This window comes from Romboutsia sp. 1001713B170131_170501_G6 (assembly GCF_015668195.1).
Taxonomy (GTDB): domain Bacteria; phylum Bacillota; class Clostridia; order Peptostreptococcales; family Peptostreptococcaceae; genus Romboutsia_C.
Window position 1 is genome coordinate 67,090 of the sequence record NZ_JADPFC010000004.1, and the last position, 23,098, is coordinate 90,187.

20 protein-coding genes and 1 riboswitch are annotated in these 23,098 nt (G+C 26.4%); of the genes, 2 read left to right on the forward strand and 18 right to left on the reverse strand.

Annotated elements, in window-relative coordinates:
- Positions 1–50 precede the first annotated feature (50 nt).
- A riboswitch (SAM riboswitch) is annotated at positions 51–154 on the reverse strand.
- Positions 155–337: 183 nt separating this feature from the next.
- Positions 338–895, reverse strand: a complete 558-nt coding sequence (locus tag I4U89_RS10400) for a hypothetical protein (protein ID WP_195940306.1) — start codon at positions 893–895, stop codon at positions 338–340.
- 236 nt (positions 896–1,131) lie between these two features.
- Between I4U89_RS10400 and I4U89_RS10405 the strand changes: the two genes are divergently transcribed.
- Positions 1,132–1,731, forward strand: a complete 600-nt coding sequence (locus I4U89_RS10405) for a hypothetical protein (RefSeq protein ID WP_195940307.1) — start codon at positions 1,132–1,134, stop codon at positions 1,729–1,731.
- Between the two features lie 317 nt (positions 1,732–2,048).
- Positions 2,049–3,002 carry an L-lactate dehydrogenase gene (locus I4U89_RS10410; protein ID WP_195940308.1) on the forward strand — a complete coding sequence of 318 codons (954 nt, stop codon included), beginning with the start codon at positions 2,049–2,051 and terminating at the stop codon, positions 3,000–3,002.
- A 103-nt stretch (positions 3,003–3,105) separates the two neighbouring features.
- Here I4U89_RS10410 and I4U89_RS10415 read toward each other — a convergent pair whose 3' ends face one another.
- The 17 genes from I4U89_RS10415 to I4U89_RS10495 form a co-directional block, all read right to left on the reverse strand.
- A complete protein-coding gene (locus tag I4U89_RS10415) occupies positions 3,106–3,618 on the reverse strand; it encodes a transcription repressor NadR (RefSeq protein ID WP_195940309.1) in 513 nt (170 codons plus the stop codon).
- 153 nt (positions 3,619–3,771) lie between these two features.
- Complete coding sequence (locus tag I4U89_RS10420) at positions 3,772–4,086, reverse strand: Fe-S cluster assembly protein HesB (RefSeq protein WP_195940310.1); 315 nt, start codon at positions 4,084–4,086, stop codon at positions 3,772–3,774.
- Between the two features lie 70 nt (positions 4,087–4,156).
- Positions 4,157–5,173: a YdcF family protein gene (locus I4U89_RS10425; protein ID WP_195940311.1), complete on the reverse strand. Its 1,017-nt coding sequence runs from the start codon at positions 5,171–5,173 to the stop codon at positions 4,157–4,159.
- Between the two features lie 53 nt (positions 5,174–5,226).
- Positions 5,227–5,883 (reverse strand): hypothetical protein, encoded by a 657-nt coding sequence (locus tag I4U89_RS10430; RefSeq protein WP_195940312.1) that lies wholly within the window; start codon positions 5,881–5,883, stop codon positions 5,227–5,229.
- Positions 5,884–6,051: 168 nt separating this feature from the next.
- Positions 6,052–7,524, reverse strand: a complete 1,473-nt coding sequence (locus tag I4U89_RS10435; protein WP_195940313.1) for a protein adenylyltransferase SelO — start codon at positions 7,522–7,524, stop codon at positions 6,052–6,054.
- Between the two features lie 108 nt (positions 7,525–7,632).
- Positions 7,633–8,361: a DUF434 domain-containing protein gene (locus I4U89_RS10440; RefSeq protein ID WP_195940314.1), complete on the reverse strand. Its 729-nt coding sequence runs from the start codon at positions 8,359–8,361 to the stop codon at positions 7,633–7,635.
- Positions 8,362–8,458: 97 nt separating this feature from the next.
- Positions 8,459–10,195 (reverse strand): hypothetical protein, encoded by a 1,737-nt coding sequence (locus I4U89_RS10445; protein ID WP_243279197.1) that lies wholly within the window; start codon positions 10,193–10,195, stop codon positions 8,459–8,461.
- 201 nt (positions 10,196–10,396) lie between these two features.
- Positions 10,397–10,594, reverse strand: coding sequence for a hypothetical protein (locus I4U89_RS10450; protein ID WP_195940315.1), 198 nt, complete (start codon positions 10,592–10,594; stop codon positions 10,397–10,399).
- Positions 10,595–10,951: 357 nt separating this feature from the next.
- The gene (locus I4U89_RS10455) at positions 10,952–12,229 is read right to left on the reverse strand and encodes a methionine gamma-lyase family protein (protein WP_195940316.1); all 1,278 of its coding nucleotides are present in this window, start codon (positions 12,227–12,229) and stop codon (positions 10,952–10,954) included.
- Between the two features lie 154 nt (positions 12,230–12,383).
- Positions 12,384–12,626: an RNA chaperone Hfq gene (hfq, locus tag I4U89_RS10460; RefSeq protein WP_195940317.1), complete on the reverse strand. Its 243-nt coding sequence runs from the start codon at positions 12,624–12,626 to the stop codon at positions 12,384–12,386.
- A gap of 85 nt (positions 12,627–12,711) precedes the next feature.
- The gene (miaA, locus tag I4U89_RS10465; RefSeq protein WP_195940318.1) at positions 12,712–13,653 is read right to left on the reverse strand and encodes a tRNA (adenosine(37)-N6)-dimethylallyltransferase MiaA; all 942 of its coding nucleotides are present in this window, start codon (positions 13,651–13,653) and stop codon (positions 12,712–12,714) included.
- 14 nt (positions 13,654–13,667) lie between these two features.
- The gene (gene mutL / locus I4U89_RS10470; protein WP_195940319.1) at positions 13,668–15,788 is read right to left on the reverse strand and encodes a DNA mismatch repair endonuclease MutL; all 2,121 of its coding nucleotides are present in this window, start codon (positions 15,786–15,788) and stop codon (positions 13,668–13,670) included.
- A gap of 41 nt (positions 15,789–15,829) precedes the next feature.
- Positions 15,830–18,859, reverse strand: coding sequence for a DNA mismatch repair protein MutS (mutS, locus tag I4U89_RS10475; RefSeq protein WP_195940320.1), 3,030 nt, complete (start codon positions 18,857–18,859; stop codon positions 15,830–15,832).
- A 389-nt stretch (positions 18,860–19,248) separates the two neighbouring features.
- A complete protein-coding gene (locus I4U89_RS10480; RefSeq protein ID WP_207744172.1) occupies positions 19,249–19,815 on the reverse strand; it encodes a chromate transporter in 567 nt (188 codons plus the stop codon).
- Complete coding sequence (locus I4U89_RS10485) at positions 19,812–20,351, reverse strand: chromate transporter (protein WP_195940321.1); 540 nt, start codon at positions 20,349–20,351, stop codon at positions 19,812–19,814. Before I4U89_RS10485 ends, I4U89_RS10480 begins: the two co-directional genes overlap by 4 nt.
- A gap of 140 nt (positions 20,352–20,491) precedes the next feature.
- Positions 20,492–22,108, reverse strand: a complete 1,617-nt coding sequence (locus I4U89_RS10490) for a Na/Pi cotransporter family protein (protein ID WP_195940322.1) — start codon at positions 22,106–22,108, stop codon at positions 20,492–20,494.
- A 229-nt stretch (positions 22,109–22,337) separates the two neighbouring features.
- Entirely contained in the window at positions 22,338–22,991 is a 654-nt protein-coding gene (locus I4U89_RS10495) for a diphthine--ammonia ligase (RefSeq protein ID WP_195940323.1), read from the reverse strand.
- Between the last annotated feature and the right edge of the window lie 107 nt (positions 22,992–23,098).

Genomic DNA, 23,098 nt, shown 5'->3' on the forward strand with positions numbered 1-23,098 from the left:
AGCCCCCTTTTATTTAGGAAGCCTTTTATTAACGCAACAAATCAATATACCTTTTATCTCTCAGGAAAACTCCTGCAGGATTTAGCACAATTCTAACTAAGTTAGCTGTTGCCAGGCTTCATAGGGCCAGTCCCTCCACCATTCTTAATAAAAGACTTTCTATTTATTTTTTATTATTTAATAAGTATTATATATTATAATTCTCAAAATTATGATTTGATAAATTAGTTTATATATATTTATTTATGTGTACATATTTATAAAAAAATTTATACTATAATTTACCCCTTTTGCTTAATTGTTGATTACTTAAAATTCTTATATAATAAAAGTATATCTAATTTTGAGTTTTTACTACATATTTATTTCTAACCTCTTTAGGTAGTATATTCCATACATAAACTGCTAAAGAGAAATCTAACATACTGTGTATTATAGTTCCAACCCCTATTAAACCTATAACAGATACTAAAAAACCTTGATTGTAAAATCCTTCAGAAAGGTTTGATGAAAAATAAAAAGGTATAATTACTAAAACCTCTCCAATGGCATGAACTAATCCTATAAAAAATGAATATCCTAAAGAACTTTTTATGCTCTTTATAGAATCCCTATTTTTATTTAAGTAAATACATCCAACACTAACAAACAATAAGTGACTTAGTGCTCTAAGTACAATTGGTAATGGGAAACCTCCAAATAAAAAACCTATTGTGGTTCCAAGTGTTACAAATAGTGCAGTCTTTGATGATATAAACATAGCTATAAATATTGGTATATGACTAGCTAATGTAAAAGAGGCTGGTTCTAATATTATTTTAATTGGTGAAAACATTGGTATAATAATTCCCATTGCACATAAAAGTGCTGATAATACAATATTTTTAGTTCTCATATCTCTCCTCCAAATATGTTTTTTAATTTAATATATTTAATTCATGTTACAAGTGTCTTTACACATATATTTACAGTTTAGTAATTAAATTTATAATTGTCAAATACTTTTTTATATTTATTCATTTTATCTTACTTAAATATATAATTAATTTATTCATATTTATAATTTTTTAATATTGATAATATCAACTAATATGATATAATTTACATAAATTTTCAATAGGTGGCGATATTATGAATGAATATATTGGAATAGTCATAAGAAACCAAAATGATAAGTTTTTACTTTGTGATGGAAGTTTTTATATAAAAACTAGATTAGATTCTAATAAGGATGTTAAGGATATAATAAAAACTGAGATATATAATGTATTAGAAAAAGACATATTTAAGATAAGAAAGATTTATGAAGAAAAAATTATTCATAGATATGAAGAAATAACACTTTACTTAGTTGATGTTGGCGTTTATACCAATGACTACGATTTTATGTCAATAGACAAGTTAGTAAGTGAAATTATAAATTTTGATGATAAAAATTATTTTAATAAATATATATTAAAGCCTGAAGAATACTCTAGTCTAATCTCAACTACATTTACTTTACTTATGCTTGTTATTACAGTTAATATATTTCATTTACCACAATTTATACATAATATTTATTCGTATACTCTGGGTGGCTTTTCACTTATTTTCATATATATAATATTTAATAGGTACTTAAAACCAAAGTTAATAAAATCCTTAGCTTACTTCAAATTTAATGTTAAAATTGCTAACTATATAACATCATTTTTATTAATTATATATTGTATAATAACTTTATTTTAAATACTAGTTATTTATATATGAATCTATAATCAAATTTTAAGTAAAATATAGTACAAAATATGCTTTAACTTTATATAATTTAAGGATTTTTTATTCTTTTATTATCAATTTATTCTTTACTTTGTAAATATTCAGCAGTATAATAATGCCGAATACATCAAATTTATAATTAATTATAAAATAAATATATAATAATAATTTTATAATTAATGTAGACTTAACTAATAAATTTATAGGTTACTTATCTTATTTCTTAAGCCATACAAATAAATTCATTTCAAAACACTTTACAAAAGACAACTTTAGGAGGATGACTTATGTGTTTAAAATTGAGAAAAATAGCAATAGTAGGTACGGGACTAGTTGGGTCTAGTTGTGGATTTGCACTAGTTAATCAATGTGTATGTGATGAGCTTTTAATGATTGATATAAATGAAGAAAAAGCTAAAGGTGAAGCTTGGGATTTAACTCACGGAGTAGAATTTATGTCTCAAAGAACTAAAATAAGACAAGCAACATTTGCAGATTGTAGTGATGTTGATATTGTTATATTTACTGCAGGACCAGCACCTAAACAAGGTCAATCTAGACTTGACACTTTAGAAGTTAGTGCATCTATATGTAACTTAGCTATTAAGGAAATAATGAAATCAGGATTTGATGGTTTCTTTGTAGTTGCTTCAAATCCAGTTGATATAATTTCATATCATATATGGAAATTATCTGGATTGCCTAAAAACAGAATCATAGGAACAGGAACTACCATAGACTCATCAAGATTAAAAAACTTCTTATCTAAACATTTAGATGAAGTAGATACAAGATCTATACATGCATATTCTATGGGTGAACATGGAGATTCTCAAATGGTGCCTTGGTCAAATGTTAGCATTGCAGGTAAACCACTTTTAACCTTAATTGAGGAAAATGAAAAACTAAAAAAAGAAATAGATTTAGATTATTTAGTAGAAAAAACTGCTAAAGCTGGTTGGGAAGTATATAATAGAAAAGGTACCACTTACTATGGTATAGCTTCAGCAGTTGTTGGAATCATAAAATCAATATTTAGTGATGAAAGAAGAATATTACCAGTTTCAGCTTTACTTGAAGGTGAATATGGAGAGACAGATGTATATACAGGAGTCCCAACTATAATAGGTATAAATGGAGCTGAAAAAGTTATAGAAATTGATATGACTGAAGAAGAAAAAGCTAAGTTTAATAATTCAAATAATATACTAAGACAATATTTAAAAAGCATTGGATATTAATATAGTAAATATTGTTTAAAATAAAAGAAGGAGAAGCTATTTACTTCTCCTTCTTTTATTTTAGTATATTATTAATTATACATACTTACGCTATTACCGAATTCTAGTATAAATATCCTTTTTCACTTAAAGCGTTTATAACTTGATTATAAGTTTTTTCATCTCTACACTTTATAGTATGAAGATGTACTCCATCTGTTAAATGAGATAGAGGACTAATTTCTTTTGAGTTTAACTTCTTTATAAATTCTTTTACATCTCTTCTACATTCTAGATGTAAATTTCCACTTATTTGCCCATATATACTATGTTCTACTATTACATCCTCAATTATAGCACCTTCGTCAACCATAGTATTTAACTCATCTTCTATATCTTCTTTGTCATGCTTACAAGCTATAGCTTTTATTATATAATCATCTTCTTTATTATTATTTAGTATATATCCTCTTGGAGTAGATATAATATCAATGCCACTAGCTCTAAGAAGAGCAACATCTCCTACTATGACTTGCCTACTTACATTAAGTTCACTTGATAGTTTTGATCCACTCATAGCTTTATTTTTATTTTTTAGTAGATTTAATATCTTATCTCTTCTATCTGAACCTGTCATTTTAATACCTCTTTTCATATACATGTTATTTTTATTATATCTTAATAAATGTTGCTTATCTATATGAAAATAGTATAAAATATATATCAAACCTGTATTTAGTCCATAGTTATAAATATATATTTTCTTATTTAAGATATAAGTTTGATACTATTAATTGCAACCACTGCATCCATGACATCCTTCAACTTTAGGCATATTATCAACATATATTATAAATCCATTAGGTGTTTCCATAATTGTTACATCTTTAAATTTTTCATACTCTAACCTATCCATTATAAAATGTAAATCATCTACAAAATACTCAACGTCAGATTCTTTTTTTTCATCTAATGCCAGATTAAATATTGATCCACTGCATCCAAATCCTGCAAAATATATTCTTATTGTACTTGGTTTATCTTTATTTTTTTCTATTATACTTTTTAATAAATCTATTGCAGATTGTGGTAAATTTACCTTCATACGTAGTCCCTCCATCTATTTATATATACTTATACTTATTCAATAAATAGATGATTGATGTTATTTAAAACTAAAAATTGATTGGTAATAAAGAATTAATAACTAAGGCTAAATATAAAAGTATAATAATTATATTTAACCATTTATATATGAACAATATAGCTATAAATTCTCGAATCAGAGCACTTGGGAGAAAATAAAAAGCTGTAGGGGCTCCTACACCATTTGCCTTTAATCCAACCTTACGAGCAAATATTGATGCACGAAATACATGATAATTATTAGTTACAAAAATACAGTTATAGTTATCTGATTTATCCATAATCAACTTAGAAAACTTCATATTCTCATAAGTTGTTGTAGATTTATCTTCAGCAATAATATCTTCATTATTTATACCTTGTGATATTAAGTATTTTTTCATAGCATATGCTTCTGAAACTAACTCATCTGGACCTTGACCTCCAGATACAATTATCTTAGGCAAATTCCCTCTGTCTTTTTGATCTTTATATATATCAATTCCTTTATCTAATCTGCTTTTTAAAAGAGGTGGTACTCTATCTCCAATCAATCCAGAACCTAGAACTATTATATAATCTATATTCTTCCTTACTGGCATCACTTGGTATATATATGAATAAATTAAATAGCTTATAAACATAACTCCTAAATATACTGACATTACAATTATTGATATAATAATCATATAAGTAAATACATTTAATTTATTACCATAATATATCAGTATATAACTAAGAAATATTATAATAAAAATATATATGCCTATAATTAGCGAAAGTAGATTTGGTAACTTTCGCCCCTCTTTTTTCATCATACTTCTTCCATTTTTAATAAATAAAAATGCACATATTACTACTAATATAGGTATTAATCCATACACCGTTAAAAGTATTAAAGTATTAGCAATATCACTTTTAGATGATAATGTTGATAATGTATAAAAAGTTATTCCTAAAAATCCAATTATTAATATAAGCCCTGTTAGAAAGCTTCTTTTTTCTACTATAAATAAAATTGTACCTGCTAAAATTATGATTATACTAGTAAACAATAAGGTATTCATATTCATCCTTTCTTAACAAAGATAATTTTTTATCTTTTTCTAAATTTTACTATTTATTTAGAAAAAAGATAGAATATATCATTTTCATTATTATTTGAGAATGATTTATTCTCTTTTATCTGCAATATAGCTTTATCTGATTTTGAATTTTCTTTAAATTCATATCCTTTAACTGTAACTATCTTGTTTTCACTGTCTTTTTCTAATTTATTATACAAATTATCACTTATAATAATTTGACTTTTGAATAGACCTGTAATTAATATTTTTTTATCTACTACACCTACTACTTTTAAATTGTTATTTTCTACTTTATAATTAGTTAATTCTTTTAACTCATTCATATACTTAAAGTTTTTTATACCATCATATCTTGGTATTATTGCAGCTTCTTTATCATTTACCTTTACCTTCTCTAAATCTAATTTATTGGCTAATTTATTATATTCAGACTCTTTAATAACCATATTATTCTTATCATCAACTTTAAGCATTTCAAAGTTTATTTTTTCAAATTTACATTTATTACTTTCTAAGCTTTTCTCTATTGTATCAATTTGATCTTTTTCTCTTTTATTTCCTTCTATTGATATATAAGTTAATGGATAAGTAAAATCATCGTCTATAAAATTATCATATACAAATTTCCCTCCTATTAAAATTACTGCAGCTGAAATTAATCCTACTATTATTCTTTTGCTAAGCTTCATAAATAATTCTCCTTTTATTTTTATATATGATTATATTATTATAAAACCTATAATCTACATATCGATTTATCTTTCATAAAAATTACAAATTTGTAAGGTAAGCTTATCAATATCTTAGAAATAAAAAGAGACTTTTATATAAAAGTCCCTCTCAGTTTTATTGATTTTTTATGTTCCACAATAAGTTCTATAAGAACAATTCGATTGTTTAGGTAGCTTTGAATACTCCTCTTGCTCTTTTGAATGCTCATATGGTTTTGAAATAACATCAATAAGATTTTTCATAACTTCAAAGTTACCTTTATCAGCAGCTTCTAAAGCCTCTTCTACTCTATGATTTCTTGGGATTACTGCCGGATTAGATGTCTTCATTAATTTAAATATTTCTTCTTCTGAATTTGGTTGCCTCTTAAGCCTTTCCTTCCAGACATTGTACCAATTATTAAATTCCTCACTACTAAACATTCCTTTTTTGCTATTTTTATTAAATGTTAACTCTATAAAAGTGTTAGTATAATCTTCATTATACTTTTCCATAATACTAAGTAAATCTTCAATAATAGCTTTATCTTGTTCCTCTTCATTAAATATTCCAAGCTTTGATCTCATTATTGATAACCAATTCATATAATATAAATTTGTAAATTCAGAAACAGAACCTTGAGCTATTTTTATAGCTTCTTTTTGATCTTCATGTAATAGGGGTAATAATGCTTCTGCAAGTCTACATAAGTTCCATTCAGCCATAATTGGTTGATTTTTATATGCATAACGCCCCTGAGTATCTATAGAACTAAATACAGTATTAGGATTATAAGTGTCCATAAATGCACAAGGACCATAGTCAATAGTTTCTCCACTAATAGTCATATTATCAGTGTTCATAACACCATGTATAAATCCAACACTTTGCCATTTACTAACTAAACTTGCATGTACTTTTATAACTTCTTTAAGTAAATTAATGTATTTATTTTCATCATCAGCTATATGTGGAAAGTGTCTCTTTAATGAATAATCTGCTAAAGCTTTGATATCACTTATACTGCCAAAATTTGCTGCATACTCAAATGTTCCAAATCTAATGTGACTTGATGCAATACGAGTTAATATAGCTCCTTGTTTTATATCTTCTCGAATTACAGATTCACCAGTTTTAACTACTGCAAGGCTACGTGTAGTTGGGATACCTAGACCATACATAGCTTCACTTATTATATATTCACGAAGCATAGGTCCAAGTACTGCTTTTCCATCTCCTCGGCGAGAGTATGGTGTTTTACCAGAGCCTTTTAGTTGAATATCATACCTTTTACCACTTGGTGTTATTTGTTCACCTATTAATAATGCTCTTCCATCTCCTAGCATTGTAAAATACCCAAATTGATGCCCTGCATAAGCCTGTGCAATAAAAGCACCTTCTTCTATTTTTTTGTTACCTGCAAGTATTGATACTCCTTCTTCACTTTTTAGAGCATCACTATTAAGTCCCAAAGATTTTGCTAATGGATAGTTTAGGATAACTAATTTTGGTGAACTTACTTTATTTAAATCAACTTTACTAAAAAATATTTTAGGCAAAGTCATATAGCTATTATCTAAGTTCCATCCTACTTTTATAGTTTCTTTATTATTAGTCATTTTTTCTCCTATCTATATAATATTTTAGTTTTTAATTTATATTATATTAAATTTTATATACCCTATTATTTATATATTATTTTCACTCTTTGGTTTTTTATTTATTGTTTATGAATTAACCTTACATGTGTTCAAATTTATAATATTTGCTTCTTGTATATACTTATCTATTATCTCTTTAGCTATATTAAAATAGCTTATACATTTATCGATTATAGCTGCATCGCTACTGACTACCCTATCTAACTTTTCTAATAATATATCTGCATTATTAACTAACACAACATCAATATTAAATCCCCAATTTTTTGTACAATCTAATATTTTATATTTTAGATTAGCAGAATTAGAAACTGGAGAATCTAAATAAAATATAACTTTGCTAGCATTATATTCATTAAAAAACCTTCCAATTAAATTTAATGCTTCTTCTGTTTTATCTATGATTTTATAAGTTCCTCTAAGTCCTGCTAGATCCCTAATATTTTCATCAGTTCCTATAATTAATGTTCCTTTAGATAATGCAACTTCTAGTGTTATTATCAAATTGAACCCATCTATATATATAGACCCTTCATTTATCTTATCTATTGGAAGTTTTTTAGATTCTCTTATCATTTTATTTTTATAAGAACATACAGATCTTTTTATAGCATCCCTTTGCCTTGTCGAAAATTGATATTTATTTGAAACGAAATTTACTACAGGTTCTATTTTATAATCTCTATTTATCAACCATTCTACTTCTTCTTTAGCTTTTTTTAACTTTATCAATTCTTTATTAGAAAACCATCTTTTATCATTTTCATCAAATCCACGTCTAGATATTTTAGCCATATTATACTTTGCCCCTTACTATATAAAATACTCTAGTAACTTTAAATTTATTAATGATGTAAATCCCTAGATTAAAATCTCTATTATATTTTACTTTTTATTCTTTTAACATCTCCAAGTAATCAAATAAAGTAAATTTATTTTCACTAATAAAACTGTCTAATCTATTCTTAGCCAAAGATATGTACCAGCCCTTATCAAGTTTATCTGGTATATCTTTACATATAATATTATCATTATCTATAAATACCCTATCAGGAGTATAACTTATCTTCTCTAACTTATTACCTGGCTTCATTTTCATAACAGCAAAATCTAAATTCGACTTACTGGCAAATACCCGAAGGACCTTTAATTTTATCTCTTCACTTCCATATACGACATGACTATATTTACCAGTTACCTTAATGCATTTTTGAAAATCTATAAGCTTATTAGATTTATTTATAGTAGTTTCTATATCTACACCATTAATTAATTTTTCTTTTAAAGCTTTATTAACTATAGGTAAATCATTGTCTATTAAGCTTAATTTCTTTACATAAGCACCTTTACTTTTAATATTAACATCCTTTTGTATAATCTTTTTTATAAAATCATGTTCTAAATTCATCCTAGTTCTTTCGCACCATCTGCCACAAATCTCTAAATATTTATCTACATCTTCATTAGAACTAAACTTAAACATAACTCCATCCGTATTTCCTTGTATAAACTCTGCGCTACTTCCAAATTCTAACTCTACCTTTTCTATAAGGTCTAATAGTAATAGTTGCCCATTTACGCATATAGCTATTCCCTGTCTAGGATCATAAAGTTCATTATTAATATCCATACAGGCACCATAGGTGCTATTTAATACTAACTTAAGAGATTTTTCTATAGAATTATTTTCTTTTTTAAATTTAATTCTAGTATCTCTTATTTCTTTATACTTAGAAGGTTCTTTTACGTTTCTACTAAGTAAATCATATTCTATCATTATAGAAGGATAAAAAGAACTTACATCTGAGTTTACTATAAAGTCCTCCCCTTCATATTTTTTTCTAGCAGAGTGAAGTCCTCCCCAACCAAAATCTGTTTCAATTCCATATATATTAGTTCTTAAATACTTTTTTAAATCTCTATTATTATAATCTTCATACCACTCTTTTATATGATTGTATTTACTTAGTTTTAAAGTATTGACTATACCAAATTCATTAATATCATTTCTATCATAATTAGGCTTTTTTGCACCTAATATATATGCACTTAGTTGAGCTTCTGTTTTATTAAACATATTATCCTCTAAATTAAAATATTCTATAAGTCCTAACTGTGCCTCATATCTATAGTAAACTTGTTCAAATACTTTGTAGGTCATTCTTACGTCGTGCAAACAATAATGTGTTAGTTCATCTATTTCTTCTTTAGTGGGATATCTATCTAAATCAAAAGATACACTACTTTCTCTTATATCTTCTCCCATAAATAATTCAAGCTCTTTTAAACTTCTATAACTATCACTTATTTCAAATATATATAAAGGTATCTTGTTTAAGTTTCTATCTATTCTCCATCCTGATACTTTTCGTTCAACAAGCTTATACGATACATCACAAGGATCTATACCTGCTATTATTGACTTTAGTATCCACTGGTCATATCCTCTTATATTGTAGCCTACCCATACTGATTCTTTATTTTTATTAAATACTCTTAAAAGTTCTTCTCTATTATTTATTATAATATGTTCTTTTTGTGTTTTATAATCTTTCATACAGCACATCCAAAACCCTGCTTTAGATAGTACTTCAAAGTCTATTATTATACGTCTTCTTTCTTTTACCATTAGCTCACGCCCTAAATTGTATTTTATTATATATTATACCCAATTTTTATATACCTCTAAATATTTACTATAAGTTTCTCCCTTATCTTCTTTTTAAGTGAGAGTCAATGCTTTACAAAAAATAGTTGATCTTTGCTTATTTTACAATAAAAAAACTCCCCTAGATAAAGAGTAGTTACCATTTTTACATCATAAAATAACCTAATTTATAATCTTTATATAATCTGTGTATACTTCTCCTTTTAAACTATTTGGTCTTACTATCTTTATTAAATAGTAATTATCATCTAATTCTTCATATTCTCTGACAAAATAATTTCCTATTAATTCATTAAATTCATTGTATTTTAACTTTTTCTTTTTAATGTATTTTTCTAGTATTTCTAGTTCTTCTTTCATTTTTCACCTCTAGTACTTGATCCCTATATTTAAATTTACTATTCCTTTTCATTTTCTATTAAAATTCCATATATTCTACCCTCTACTATTATGTCTAAACCTTCATATGTAAAAGTATGCTTTATAGGTACTTTTGGTGTATAATTTTTACCATATGATTTAGAACATTTTAATTATCTCTAATTCCTTCCATTGCTTTTACTAAAATTATATGCCCATTATCTATACCCCCTTTGTTTCATTATAAACTCAACCAAGTTTATTGCTGATATCTTTATATTATTCATATAATTTTACTTTTTATTAAAAAAATACTCTACACTATAGACTTATTATCCATAACATAGAGTATTTATATTAACTATTTTTTTTCATGTATTCTATAGCTTTTAATGTTCCCATCTTAGAATGGTCAAATGTTAGTCCGCCTTGGAAATATACATTATATGGAGGTTTTATAGGAGCATCTGCACTTAATTCTATAGATGAACCTTGTATAAATGCACCTGCTGCCATTATAACATCGCTATCATATCCTGGCATTGCCCAAGGTACTGGCTTAACATATGAATCAACTGGCGCTGCTGCTTGTATTCCTTGACAGAATGCTATAACTTCATCAGCATTTTTAAGTCTAACTATTTGGATTATATCACTTCTTGGATCATCATACTTTGGAAGGACTTCATATCCTAATTTTTCAAACATTCTAGCACAATATATTGCACCCATAACAGCTTGACTAACTACATATGGAGCCATAAAGAATCCTTGAAGTACAGTTCTACTAGTACCAAATGTTAATCCACATTCTTTACCTATACCAGGAGATGTTAATCTATATGATATAAGTTCTACTAAATCTTTTCTTCCTACTATATATCCGCCTGTTAAAGCAAGTCCACCACCTGGATTTTTTATAAGTGATCCTGCCATTATATCAGCACCTACATCTGTTGGCTCTTTAGTTTCTATAAATTCCCCATAACAGTTATCAACCATAACTATTACTTCAGGCTTTACACTTTTTACAGTATCTATTATCTCTTTTATATCTTCTATTGTTAAAGATTTTCTCCAAGAATACCCTTTAGATCTTTGTATCATTATAAGTTTAGTTTTATCATTTATCTTTTCTTTAATTCCTTCTAAGTCAACATTTCCATCTTCTAAGAAATCTACTTGATCATAAGTTACTCCAAACTCTTTTAAAGATCCTTTTTCTTCTCTTATACCTATTACACCTTCTAAGGTATCATATGGCTTACCAGTAACTGATAATATTTCATCACCTGGTCTAACTATACCTTGTAAACAAAGAGTTAGTGCATGAGTTCCATTAACTATTATAGGTCTAACTATCGCATCTTCTGCATTAAATACACTTGCATATATTTTTTCTATTTTTTCACGTCCAATATCATTGTATCCATATCCAGTTGTCCAGTTAAAGTGATTATCACTTAAGTTGGCTTCTTGCATTGCTTTTAATACTTTATATTGATTATATTCTCTTATTTTTTTTATTTCTTCAAATCTTGGTTCTATCTCTTTTATAACTTCTTCAGATAAGTTGAATGTTTCATCATCTAATCCGTAGAAACTTTGTAATAATTCTTTTGTTTCCTTTAGCATATTTTCCACCTGTCTTATTTATTTTAACAATCAAATTTTATCATATTAAATTTTTTAATGCAAATTAAAAGTCGCTTCGCTCCTATCACCAATGACTTTATCTGTTGCTCAAATAAAAAAGACTAACACATGTTAGCCTTTTGTCTATCTAAGTTTATTTTTGCATATTTGGATTTTGTAAATTAATAGGTCTTGCAGGTATTATAGTTGATACCGCATGCTTATATATCATATTTTGTTGCTTATTGTCGCCTTCTAATAATATTATATAACTATCAAACCCCTTAACTAAGCCTTTTACTTGAACTCCATTCATTAAAAATATAGTTACAGGTGTTTTATCTTTTCTAGCATTATTTAAAAACATATCCTGTAAATTTAATACGGCATTTTTCATTTGTATATATCCTCCCGAGATCTTAATTAAATTTTAAAGATTAATATATTTTAATTTATTTTATACTATTCCTCTATATTCTATTTTATACAAGTTGTAATCTTTTTTCAATATAGTTATTTACTTCTTTTTCCAATTCTTTTTTATCACTATATTCATCTAGATTAAACCATTTTGCATCTTTATATCTTCTAAACCATGTTAATTGACGTTTTGCATATCTTCTAGAATCTCTTTTTATAATTTCTACTGCTTCATCAAGAGTGTACTCTCCATCTAAATACTTTATTATCTCCTTGTAACCAATTCCTTGCATAGATATCATATCCTTAGTGTATCCCATAGATAAAAGATTTTTAACTTCATCTATAAGTCCACTATCCATCATTATATCTACTCTTTTGTTTATTCTTTCATATAAATGTTCTCTTTCTCTATTTAGAACTATTACTATAGGTTCATATTTTTCATTAAATCTTAAGTCATTAGAAAAATCATTCATTTTTTCTCCGCTAAGACATACTTCTAATGCTCTTATAACTCTTTTTGTATTATTTTTGTGTATTCTATCCGCCGCATCACTATCTAGTTCTTTTAGCTTTTGATGCATATAATCTATTCCGTTTTCTTTTAATTCTTGCTGCAATTTATCTCTTAATTCGTTATTTGCATCAGATTTTGCAAAATCCATATTGTATATTAATGAATTTAGATATAATCCCGTACCACCAGTTACTAAAACATTTTTACCTTCTTGATGTATTTTTTCTATATATTTGTTTGCTCTACTTTGAAATTCCGACACCGAAAAAGCATAGTTAGGTTTTACTTCATCTATCAAATAATGAGTTACACCGTTCATTTCTTCTTTAGTTACTTTCGCACTTCCTATATCCATATACTCATATATTTGCATAGAATCTGCTGAAATAATATCAGCATTTAAGGACTTTGCTAAATTTATTGATAATTCTGTTTTACCAACAGCTGTTGGTCCTGTAAGTATTATAAGTGGAATCTTTTTCATAATTACCTTCCTATCTACATAATTCTTTTGAACATTTTTTCTATTTCTTTTTTAGAAATCTCTACTAATACTGGTCTACCATGAGGACAAGTAAAAGGATTCTCACAAGCTTCCATCTGACTAAATAAGCTATTTATTTCTATATTTTTTATCTTATCATTGGCTTTTATAGCTGATCTACAAGCCATTGATGCAAACTTATCTCCTTTTAGTTCATAGTTATTATTTATGTCTTCTATATTGTCTATTATTTGTAGTATAAATTTCTCACTTTCAGGGACTCCAAATACAGTTGGTACACATCTTATCATTATATGATTATTACCAAAGATTTCAATTTCAAACCCAAATTTCATAAATAGTTCCAAGTTTTTCTCTACTTGCAACATATCTACATTTGATAACTCTAATACTATTGGATCTAGTAACATTTGCATACTTATATCACTTTTATAAAACTTGTCCATATACTTTTCATATAATACCTTTTCATGTGCTGCATGTTGATCTAGAAGATACATAGAATTACCTTTAGACATTACTATATAAGTATCAAATATAGTGCCTAATACTTTGTATTCACTTAAAGAGAATTTATTTTTTCCCTCTTCAAAAAATCCTTCTTGAATACTTTCACTATCATTTGTTATAGACAATTCTTTTATATTAGTAGTATTTAATATATTATTTTCTAAACTTTTTTGTAAGCTATTATCTTTATCTTCATCTAACTTACTTATTTCATCTATAGAAAATGTTTTGTCTAAATTTATGTTTCCTTCTATTAAAAATTCATTATTTGAATTCTTAATTAATTTAATATTATCATATATATCTATATTAGATGTAGTTTCTTTTACAGCATCCTCTTTTGTACTTTCTTCTTTATACAAAAAATTTTGTTTTTCATGTGCAACATTTATATTTTTGTCATTGGATGTTTTGTTTTTTAGTACATCATCAAGCCCTAAAAAATTATCTATAGGTTTTTGGCTATCTAATTCTACTACTTCTATTTTATTCATAGCTATATTATCTAAATTAACTTTTACTTCTTTTATATCTAATATACTACTTGTATTATCTACTACATTAGTTTTATCTAAAGTATTTATATTTTCACTCGCTTCATATCTTCCTATTAAATGATTATTAAGTAATGTTCTTCTTATTAAGTCCCTAAGTTCTATATATACTTCCTTTTCATTTTCAAACTTTACCTCAAGTTTTGTTGGATGTATATTAACATCTATGCTACCTGGATTAATTTTAATATCTAGAAAACATACAGCATGTTTGTTTATAGGTATTATACCTTTATAAGCTTCATTTATAGCATCTAATATAATTTTACTTTTAACAAATCTATTATTTATATATATATGCTGAAGATTTTTATTTGAACGATATACATTATTATCCCCAACATAACCTCTTATTTCAAAGTTATCACTTTTATATTTAAGCTTAACTAAATTTTCACATACATCTTTTCCATATATACTTCTTATAGCGCTAATTAATTTACTATCTCCCGGTGTATTTAACATAGGCTTATTGTTATTTATATATTTAAATTGAACATCAGGATTTCCTATAGCTAATTTATTTATTAAGTCACTTATATTTATAGTTTCTGCATGATTTGATTTTAAGAACTTTTGTCTAGCTGGAGTATTAAAGAATATATCTTTTATTATAATAGTAGTTCCATTAGAACATCCTACTGGTTCCTTGGATATAATCTTTCCACCCTCAACTATAACCTTAGTTCCTATTGGCTCTTCTTTAGTTTTTGTTATCATTTCAAGCTTACTTACTGCACTTATTGATGCTAGTGCTTCTCCTCTAAAACCTAGGGAATATAAGTCATATAAATCATCAATTTTCTCAATTTTACTTGTTGCATGTCTTAAAAATGATTTATCAACTTCACTAGAAGCTATACCACAACCATTGTCAGTTATTCTTATTAACTTTTTACCACCGTCAATAATCTCAACTATTACTTTAGTGCTTCCTGCATCTATACTATTTTCAACTAATTCTTTAACAACAGAAGATGGTCTTTCAACCACCTCTCCTGCTGCTATTTTATTTATAGTTAAATCATCTAAGATATTAATTCTATTCATATTTATTCCTCCCTTATCAAACCTTTAGTTTAGTAAGGTAATTATTTAAGTGAATCCTTAGCTTTTCTTTGTAACATATATATAGTATTCATAGCATCTATTGGAGTCATATTTAATATGTCTATATTTGCTATTTCATCTAATAAAGATGTTTGTCCCAGATTATCAAATGATACTTGAGATATTGAAACTTCTTTTACCATATTACTACTATTTATTTTTCTATTTAATTCTTCATTTTCCTTATTTAGATTATTATAACTATTTTGTAAAGATATATGATTTCTATTTAGCTCTTCATATTTATACTTTAATATATTGTATTCATCTTCTAATTTACTTACCTCAGTTCTTAATGATTCAAGTTCTAACTCTTTTGAAGAATCTATATTAACTTTTACTGTACTTAACTCATCCTCTAATACTTGAGATATTGAAACTTCTTTTACCATGTTAATACTATTTATTTTTCCATTTAATTCTTCATTTTCTTTATCTAGATTATTATAACTATTTTGTAAAGATATATGATTTCTATTTAGCTCTTCATATTTATACTTTAATATATTGTATTCGTCCTCTAATCTACTTATATCAATACTATCACTAGAATCTAAATTCTTTTCATTATTTATAGTTACACTTTCATACATATGATTTTTTTCTAAATCACTAAGTATTTCTTTAGCTCTTTTTATAACTAAATCTGGTAACTTTGCAAGTTCAGCAACATATATCCCATAACTTTTATCAGCACCTTGTGGTACTATTTTTCTTAAAAATATTATATTATCATTATCTTCTTTAACTGCTATAGAGTAGTTTTTAACATCACTAAACTCATTTTCTAAATCTGTTAATTCATGATAATGTGTTGCAAATAGTGTTTTACATTTTATATTATTTTGAATGTATTCAACTATTGACCAAGCTAAACTTATACCATCATAAGTACTTGTCCCTCTTCCTATTTCATCAAGTATAACTAAACTTTTTTCTGTCGCATTTTTAAGTATATGAGATACTTCACTCATCTCTACCATAAATGTAGATTGTCCTTGACTTAAGTCATCACTAGCACCAACTCTAGTAAATATTCTATCCATGATTGGTATTTCAGCAAATTCTGCTGGTACAAATGAACCAATATGTGCCATTAAAGCTATTATTGCAGTTTGTCTCATATATGTAGACTTACCTGCCATATTTGGTCCTGTTATTATGTTTATTATATTTTCACCAGTGTTTAAATAAGTGTCATTTGGTACGAAGTTTTCTTCTCCTACTAAGCTTTCAACTACAGGATGGCGACCATTTTGTATATCTAATTTTTTGTTATCACTTATAGTTGGTTTAACGTAGTTATTAATATATGCCACAGTAGCAAGTGATACAAATACGTCTATATTTGCTATTATTTTAGCAGTTTTTTGTATTCTATCTATATTTTCATATATGTTATTTCTTATATTTACAAATATCTCATACTCTAAAGATTTTATCTTTTCTTCAGCATTTAGTATCTTATCTTCTATTTCCTTAAGTTCTGGAGTTATAAATCTCTCTGCATTACTTAAAGTTTGCTTTCTTATATAACTATCATCTATATTTGCAGTAGCTAAACTAGCTTTAGTTATTTCTATAAAATATCCAAATACCTTGTTAAATCCAATTTTAAGTGATTTAACACCAAGCTTTTCTTTTTCTCTATTTTCAATTTCTTTTATTAAAAATGCTCCATTTTTAGATATATCGCGAAGCTCTTTTAATTCATCATTAAACTCAGATTTTATTATATTTCCTTCTTTTAAATTTATACCTGGGTCTTCTTTTATAGCTTCTTCTATAAGATTATATATATCATCTAGTATATCCATATTAGCTATATATTTTTTAAGTATACTTGCACTAGAATCATTTATAGTTTCTCTAAGTTTCGGAAGATTTTCTATAGAATTTTTAAGGTGTATTAGTTCCTTTGGAGTAACTCTTTCAAAGGCAATTTTCCCACATATTCTTTCTATATCATATACAGTTTTAAGTATTTCATTTAAATCTTCTCTTAACATGAAATCTTCTTTTATTTCTTCTATAACATCAAGTCTTCTTTTTATACGCTCTTTATTAACTAGTGGTTCTTCTACATATTTTCTAAGAAGTCTTCCCCCCATAGCAGTAGATGTTTTATCTAGTACATGAAGTAGTGAGCCTTTTTTCTTATTACCTCTTATAGTTTGAGTAAGTTCTAAATTTACTCTTGTAAACATATCTAATACCATATATTCACTACTATTATATATGTTTATGTTATTTATATTTGATGTTACTTGCTTTTGAGTGTTGTATATATAGTTAAGCAGTATTGATAAAGAAGACTTTATAAGTCCATTATCATCAAAATTTAATCTTTGAAGGTATACTTCTGGGAAGTATTCTTTAAGTATCTCAACATCTAGATAGTTACTATCAAAGTTTTCATTTATATATATATTACTGACTGTTGCTATATTTTTAAGTTTGTCTATAAAATCTAAATCATTTAATATAATTTCGGTTGGATGAACTTTTGCTATTTCTTCTATAACTTTATCTTCTTTTAGGAAGGTAGCATTTACTTCTCCTGTACTTATATCAACATAAGTAAGTCCTATATTATCATTATTTTTATATAAACTCATCAAATAGTTATTTTTCTTATTCTCAAGTAAACTTCCATCTAGTACTGTACCCGGTGTTACTACTCTTATAACATCTCTTTTAACTATTCCTTTAACGCTTGCTGGGTCTTCTAATTGTTCACCTATAGCTACTTTATATCCACTTTCAACTAGTTTTGATATATATGCATTTGCAGAATGAAAAGGTACTCCACACATAGGAGCTCTTTCTTCTAATCCACAAGATTTTCCTGTTAGTGCAATTTCAAGAGTTTTTGAAGCAACTATTGCATCTTCAAAGAACATTTCATAAAAGTCTCCTAATCTAAAAAACAATATACAATCAGGATATCTATCTTTAACTTCAAAATATTGTTTCATCATAGGAGTTAGTTTATTTCTGTCTATATTCATATTTGCCTCCTTATGTTTTATGCTAATGTTTGTTTTAAGACTTCTTAAATTTAAATATTTAATCTTTAACTTTAATCTAATTATTTATTATACCATAACCGAAAATTGTTATTAAGTTAATAATAAAAAAGAACTAACAAAATTTATGTCAGTTCTTTTTTATTAAATTTATTTCAAATCTACAGTTATTGCTTTATCATAATATTTATTAATATGATGATACTTTGGATTATCAGAATCTTTTTCTCTATAATATTGATACGGCAATATCTTTATGCTCTCTATTTTTTCACTATTTTCTAACCTTCCTTCTACACTTTAGAACTTCGTATTTATCTTATATTTTCTAACACTTTTTATAAAAAAGATTAGTCAAATTGACTAATCTTTTAAAGTCCTAATATTATTCCGGCTAATGCTCCTATTAAAATAAATGTAGCTGGGTGTTTTTTAGACTTTCTAGATAATATAAATATACCTATAGCTAATATTAAAGCTTTGTATTCAAATATATCTAATATATTTTTACTTTCCATAAAATTACTTACAGTTATTATAGATAACTTTAATATTTCAAATAGAGCTACTGCTATAAGTCCAGTTACTGCAGGTCTTAATCCATAAAATATAGATGTAACTATAATATTTTCTTTAAATTTATTTAAAAAGTTAGCTATTATAATTATTATTATAATAGATGGAAGTACAAGTCCTGTTGTTGCAACTAAAGCCCCTATAATACCTTTAGCATTATATCCGGCAAATGTTGCCATATTTATTCCCATAGGACCTGGTGTCGATTGACTAACTGCCACCATGTCAGCTAACATTGATTTATCAAACCAATCATATTTACTTGCTATATCGCTTAAAAATGGAAGTGTTGCAAGCCCTCCCCCTACTGCAAATAATCCAGTTTTAAAAAATTCAAAGAATAACTGTATATATGTAATCATTTTTCATCTCTCCTATATTTAAAGGCTATACCAAATACTGCTGCCCCTACTACTATATAAATAGGAGAAACATAGAAAAATGCACCTAGTGTAACTGTTGATAAAAATATTATAATTCCTATATTATCTTTAACTGAGTTTTTATATAGATTACAAACTGCATTAAATATCAAAACACTAACTGCTACCCTTATGCCACCTAATGCATGCTGTACAACTTCATAATTAGAAAAATTCTTAAGAGTTGATGCTATTAATATAATAATAACTAATGACGGGAATACCATTCCTATTGTAGCAAAAGCTGCTCCTAATACACCTTTTGTTTTATATCCTACAAATGTTGCAACATTTATTGCTATTACCCCCGGTGTAGCTTGCCCTACTGCATAGTAATCTAATAGTTCTTCATTTGTAGCCCAATTTTTATTATCTACTATTTCTTTTTCTAACATAGGAAGCATTGCATAACCACCTCCAAATGTTAAGCCACCGATTCTTGCAAAAGTTTTAAATAAATCAAGTAACTCTTTCATATCGTCTCCTTATTATTTCTACTATATATGTATATATTACTATTTTATTTTCTAAAAATCTATATATTAATTTTATAATACAAGATAGTAATATAAGTCATAAAAAAACAACCCTATTTTTTAGGGTTGTTTTTTTATGATTATTTTGAATGTATAACTCTTTTAGCTATATTAGTTGAATGATCTGCTATTCTTTCTAGATTACTTAATAAATCTAAGTAAACTATACCAGAGTCTATTTTACATAGATTTTTATTCAATCTTTCCATATGACTTGATCTAAATGATTTCTCCATACAATCAACTTCTTCTTCTAATCCTAGTACTTCTTTTGCTAATTCTTTATTATCTTCTTTCATAGCTTGAAGAGATAATGTATATACTTTTGTAACTTTTTCATAAATATATGATATTTCATCTTTTGCTTCTTTTGATAAATTAGCATTTGAATTTATAAGGTCTTGTGCTAGTTCAGCCATATTTTCAGAATGATCGCTAACTCTTTCTATATCATTTACTGTGTTAAATAAAAAGTCAACTTGCTCTATTAATTTATCATCTAAAGATTTCTTAGATAATTTCACTAAATAATCTATAAGCTTCTTTTGTAATTGATTTACTATATCTTCTTTCTCAAAAGTTTTTTTAATATCTTCTTGTGAATTTTCTCTAATAGCTTTTATTGAACACTCTAACGTTTCATTGGCTTTTCTTCCCATTCTTAATGTTTCTTTTACAACATTTCCTAATGCTATTGATGGCGTTTCTAGCATTCGCTCATCTAAGAACTTAGTTGCTCTTTCATCATATTCTTCATCACCATTATCAGGTATAAATTTCATAACTAACTTAACTATGTACTTAGAAAATGGTAATAATATTATTACATTTATTATATTAAATAAAGTATGAGAGTTTGCTATTTGTCTTGATATATCTGTTGGATCTAAATGTGTAACTATCATACTTATTGGTTTGTTAAGTACTAGCATAAATAATATTGTTCCTATTACATTAAATGTTAAGTGCATAACTGCTGCTCTTTTTGCATTTTTGTTAGTTCCTATACTTGATATTAAAGATGTTGTACAACTTCCTATATTATCTCCGTATAATATTGGTAATGCTCCAGAAAGTGGCATTAATCCTTGTGATGCTAAAGCTATTAATATTCCCATTGATGCACTTGAACTTTGTAAACAAGTTGTCATAGCAAAACCAGCAAGTAAAGCTATTACTGGATGATTTGCAAGACCTTGCAGTATATTTCTAAATGCTTCAATTTTTGATAAAGGTGCCACAGCATCTTTCATAAATTCCATACCTATAAATAATATAGCAAAACCTATTAATATTTCAGATATATTTTTTAGATTTGGCTTTGATTTAGATCCTATCATATATAAAATAATTCCTACTCCAAGAGCTAATGATGATATTATACTTGCATCAAATGATACTAACTGTGCTGTTACTGTAGTACCAATATTTGCACCCATTATAACACCTATTGCTTGGTATAAACTCATTATACCTGCATTTACAAAACCAACTACCATTACAGTAGTAGCTCCACTACTTTGTATAATTCCTGTAACAACGGCACCAACTAAAACACCCATTACTACATTGCTAGTTAAAAGTTCGATAGCCTTTTCAAGCTTAGGTCCAGTAGATTTTTGAAGACCCTCTCCCATTAAGTTCATTCCATATAAGAAAAGTCCTAAACCTCCAATAAGGTTTATGAATATGCTCACTGTCTATTCCTCCTCAGAAAATTATAGTTATTTTTCTTACTTTTTTGTCACCTCTTTATCTTATCAGAATTTTCGACATGTTTTGTTAATTTTATGTTAAATTTTTTACATTTCTTTAACTTTTTAAGTATTTTTTATATTTCAAATCTTTACAAAAATCTTTTTGCATTTAAATAATTATAAAAAGATATAGTCAAAAACTATATCTTTTTACTTGTACAAAATATAATTATACTAATGATATATCTAATATACCATAGTTATTATCTACGACATTCTCATTTTGTATGTACGCTATTTTATTTTTAAATATGGGTCCATCAACTACGAAAGTATGATACTCTCCATTTTCTCCACAAGGATCACTTCCTATATTTTTTATTCTTTTAACTACATCTTTTGTTAAAGTTTGTCCTAACAAATCAATTGGTAAATATTTTAAGTTTACTATTTTTATAACAGTTTCAAATCCTTCATCTATAAATTCGTAAACTAAAGCTTCTCTGTCTTCTTGCCAAAGTGGAAGTTCGCACATTATATTAGCTTCACTACATCTATCTTCACACCATTTTCTGTGCTCTACTATATCTATATCCCCAAATACACAAATTTTAGCTCCCATATCTTTAGCTTTTAAAAGTGTTTTTGTAAATTCTTTTTCATAATTATTCATGTCACATTCTACGATTAATAACGGTATATCTAAGGACTTACTTACTTTATATAATAAATCTTTTTTTATACTATGCGTAAATGAACTATCTTTGCCTTTTTTAAAGGTTACAAGTAAACCCACAGGTTCATAGCCTCTTTTTATCATTCTATATAATGCCAGAGTACTATCTTTTCCTCCGCTAAATGACATTACAAATTTCTCTCCCATACACGTTCTCCTTTTATCTGATTTTTTATGACACTATATATTAATTATATAAAAAGTCATTTTATGTATCAACTCAAAAGTAAATTTACAAAAATAAAGCCCACAAT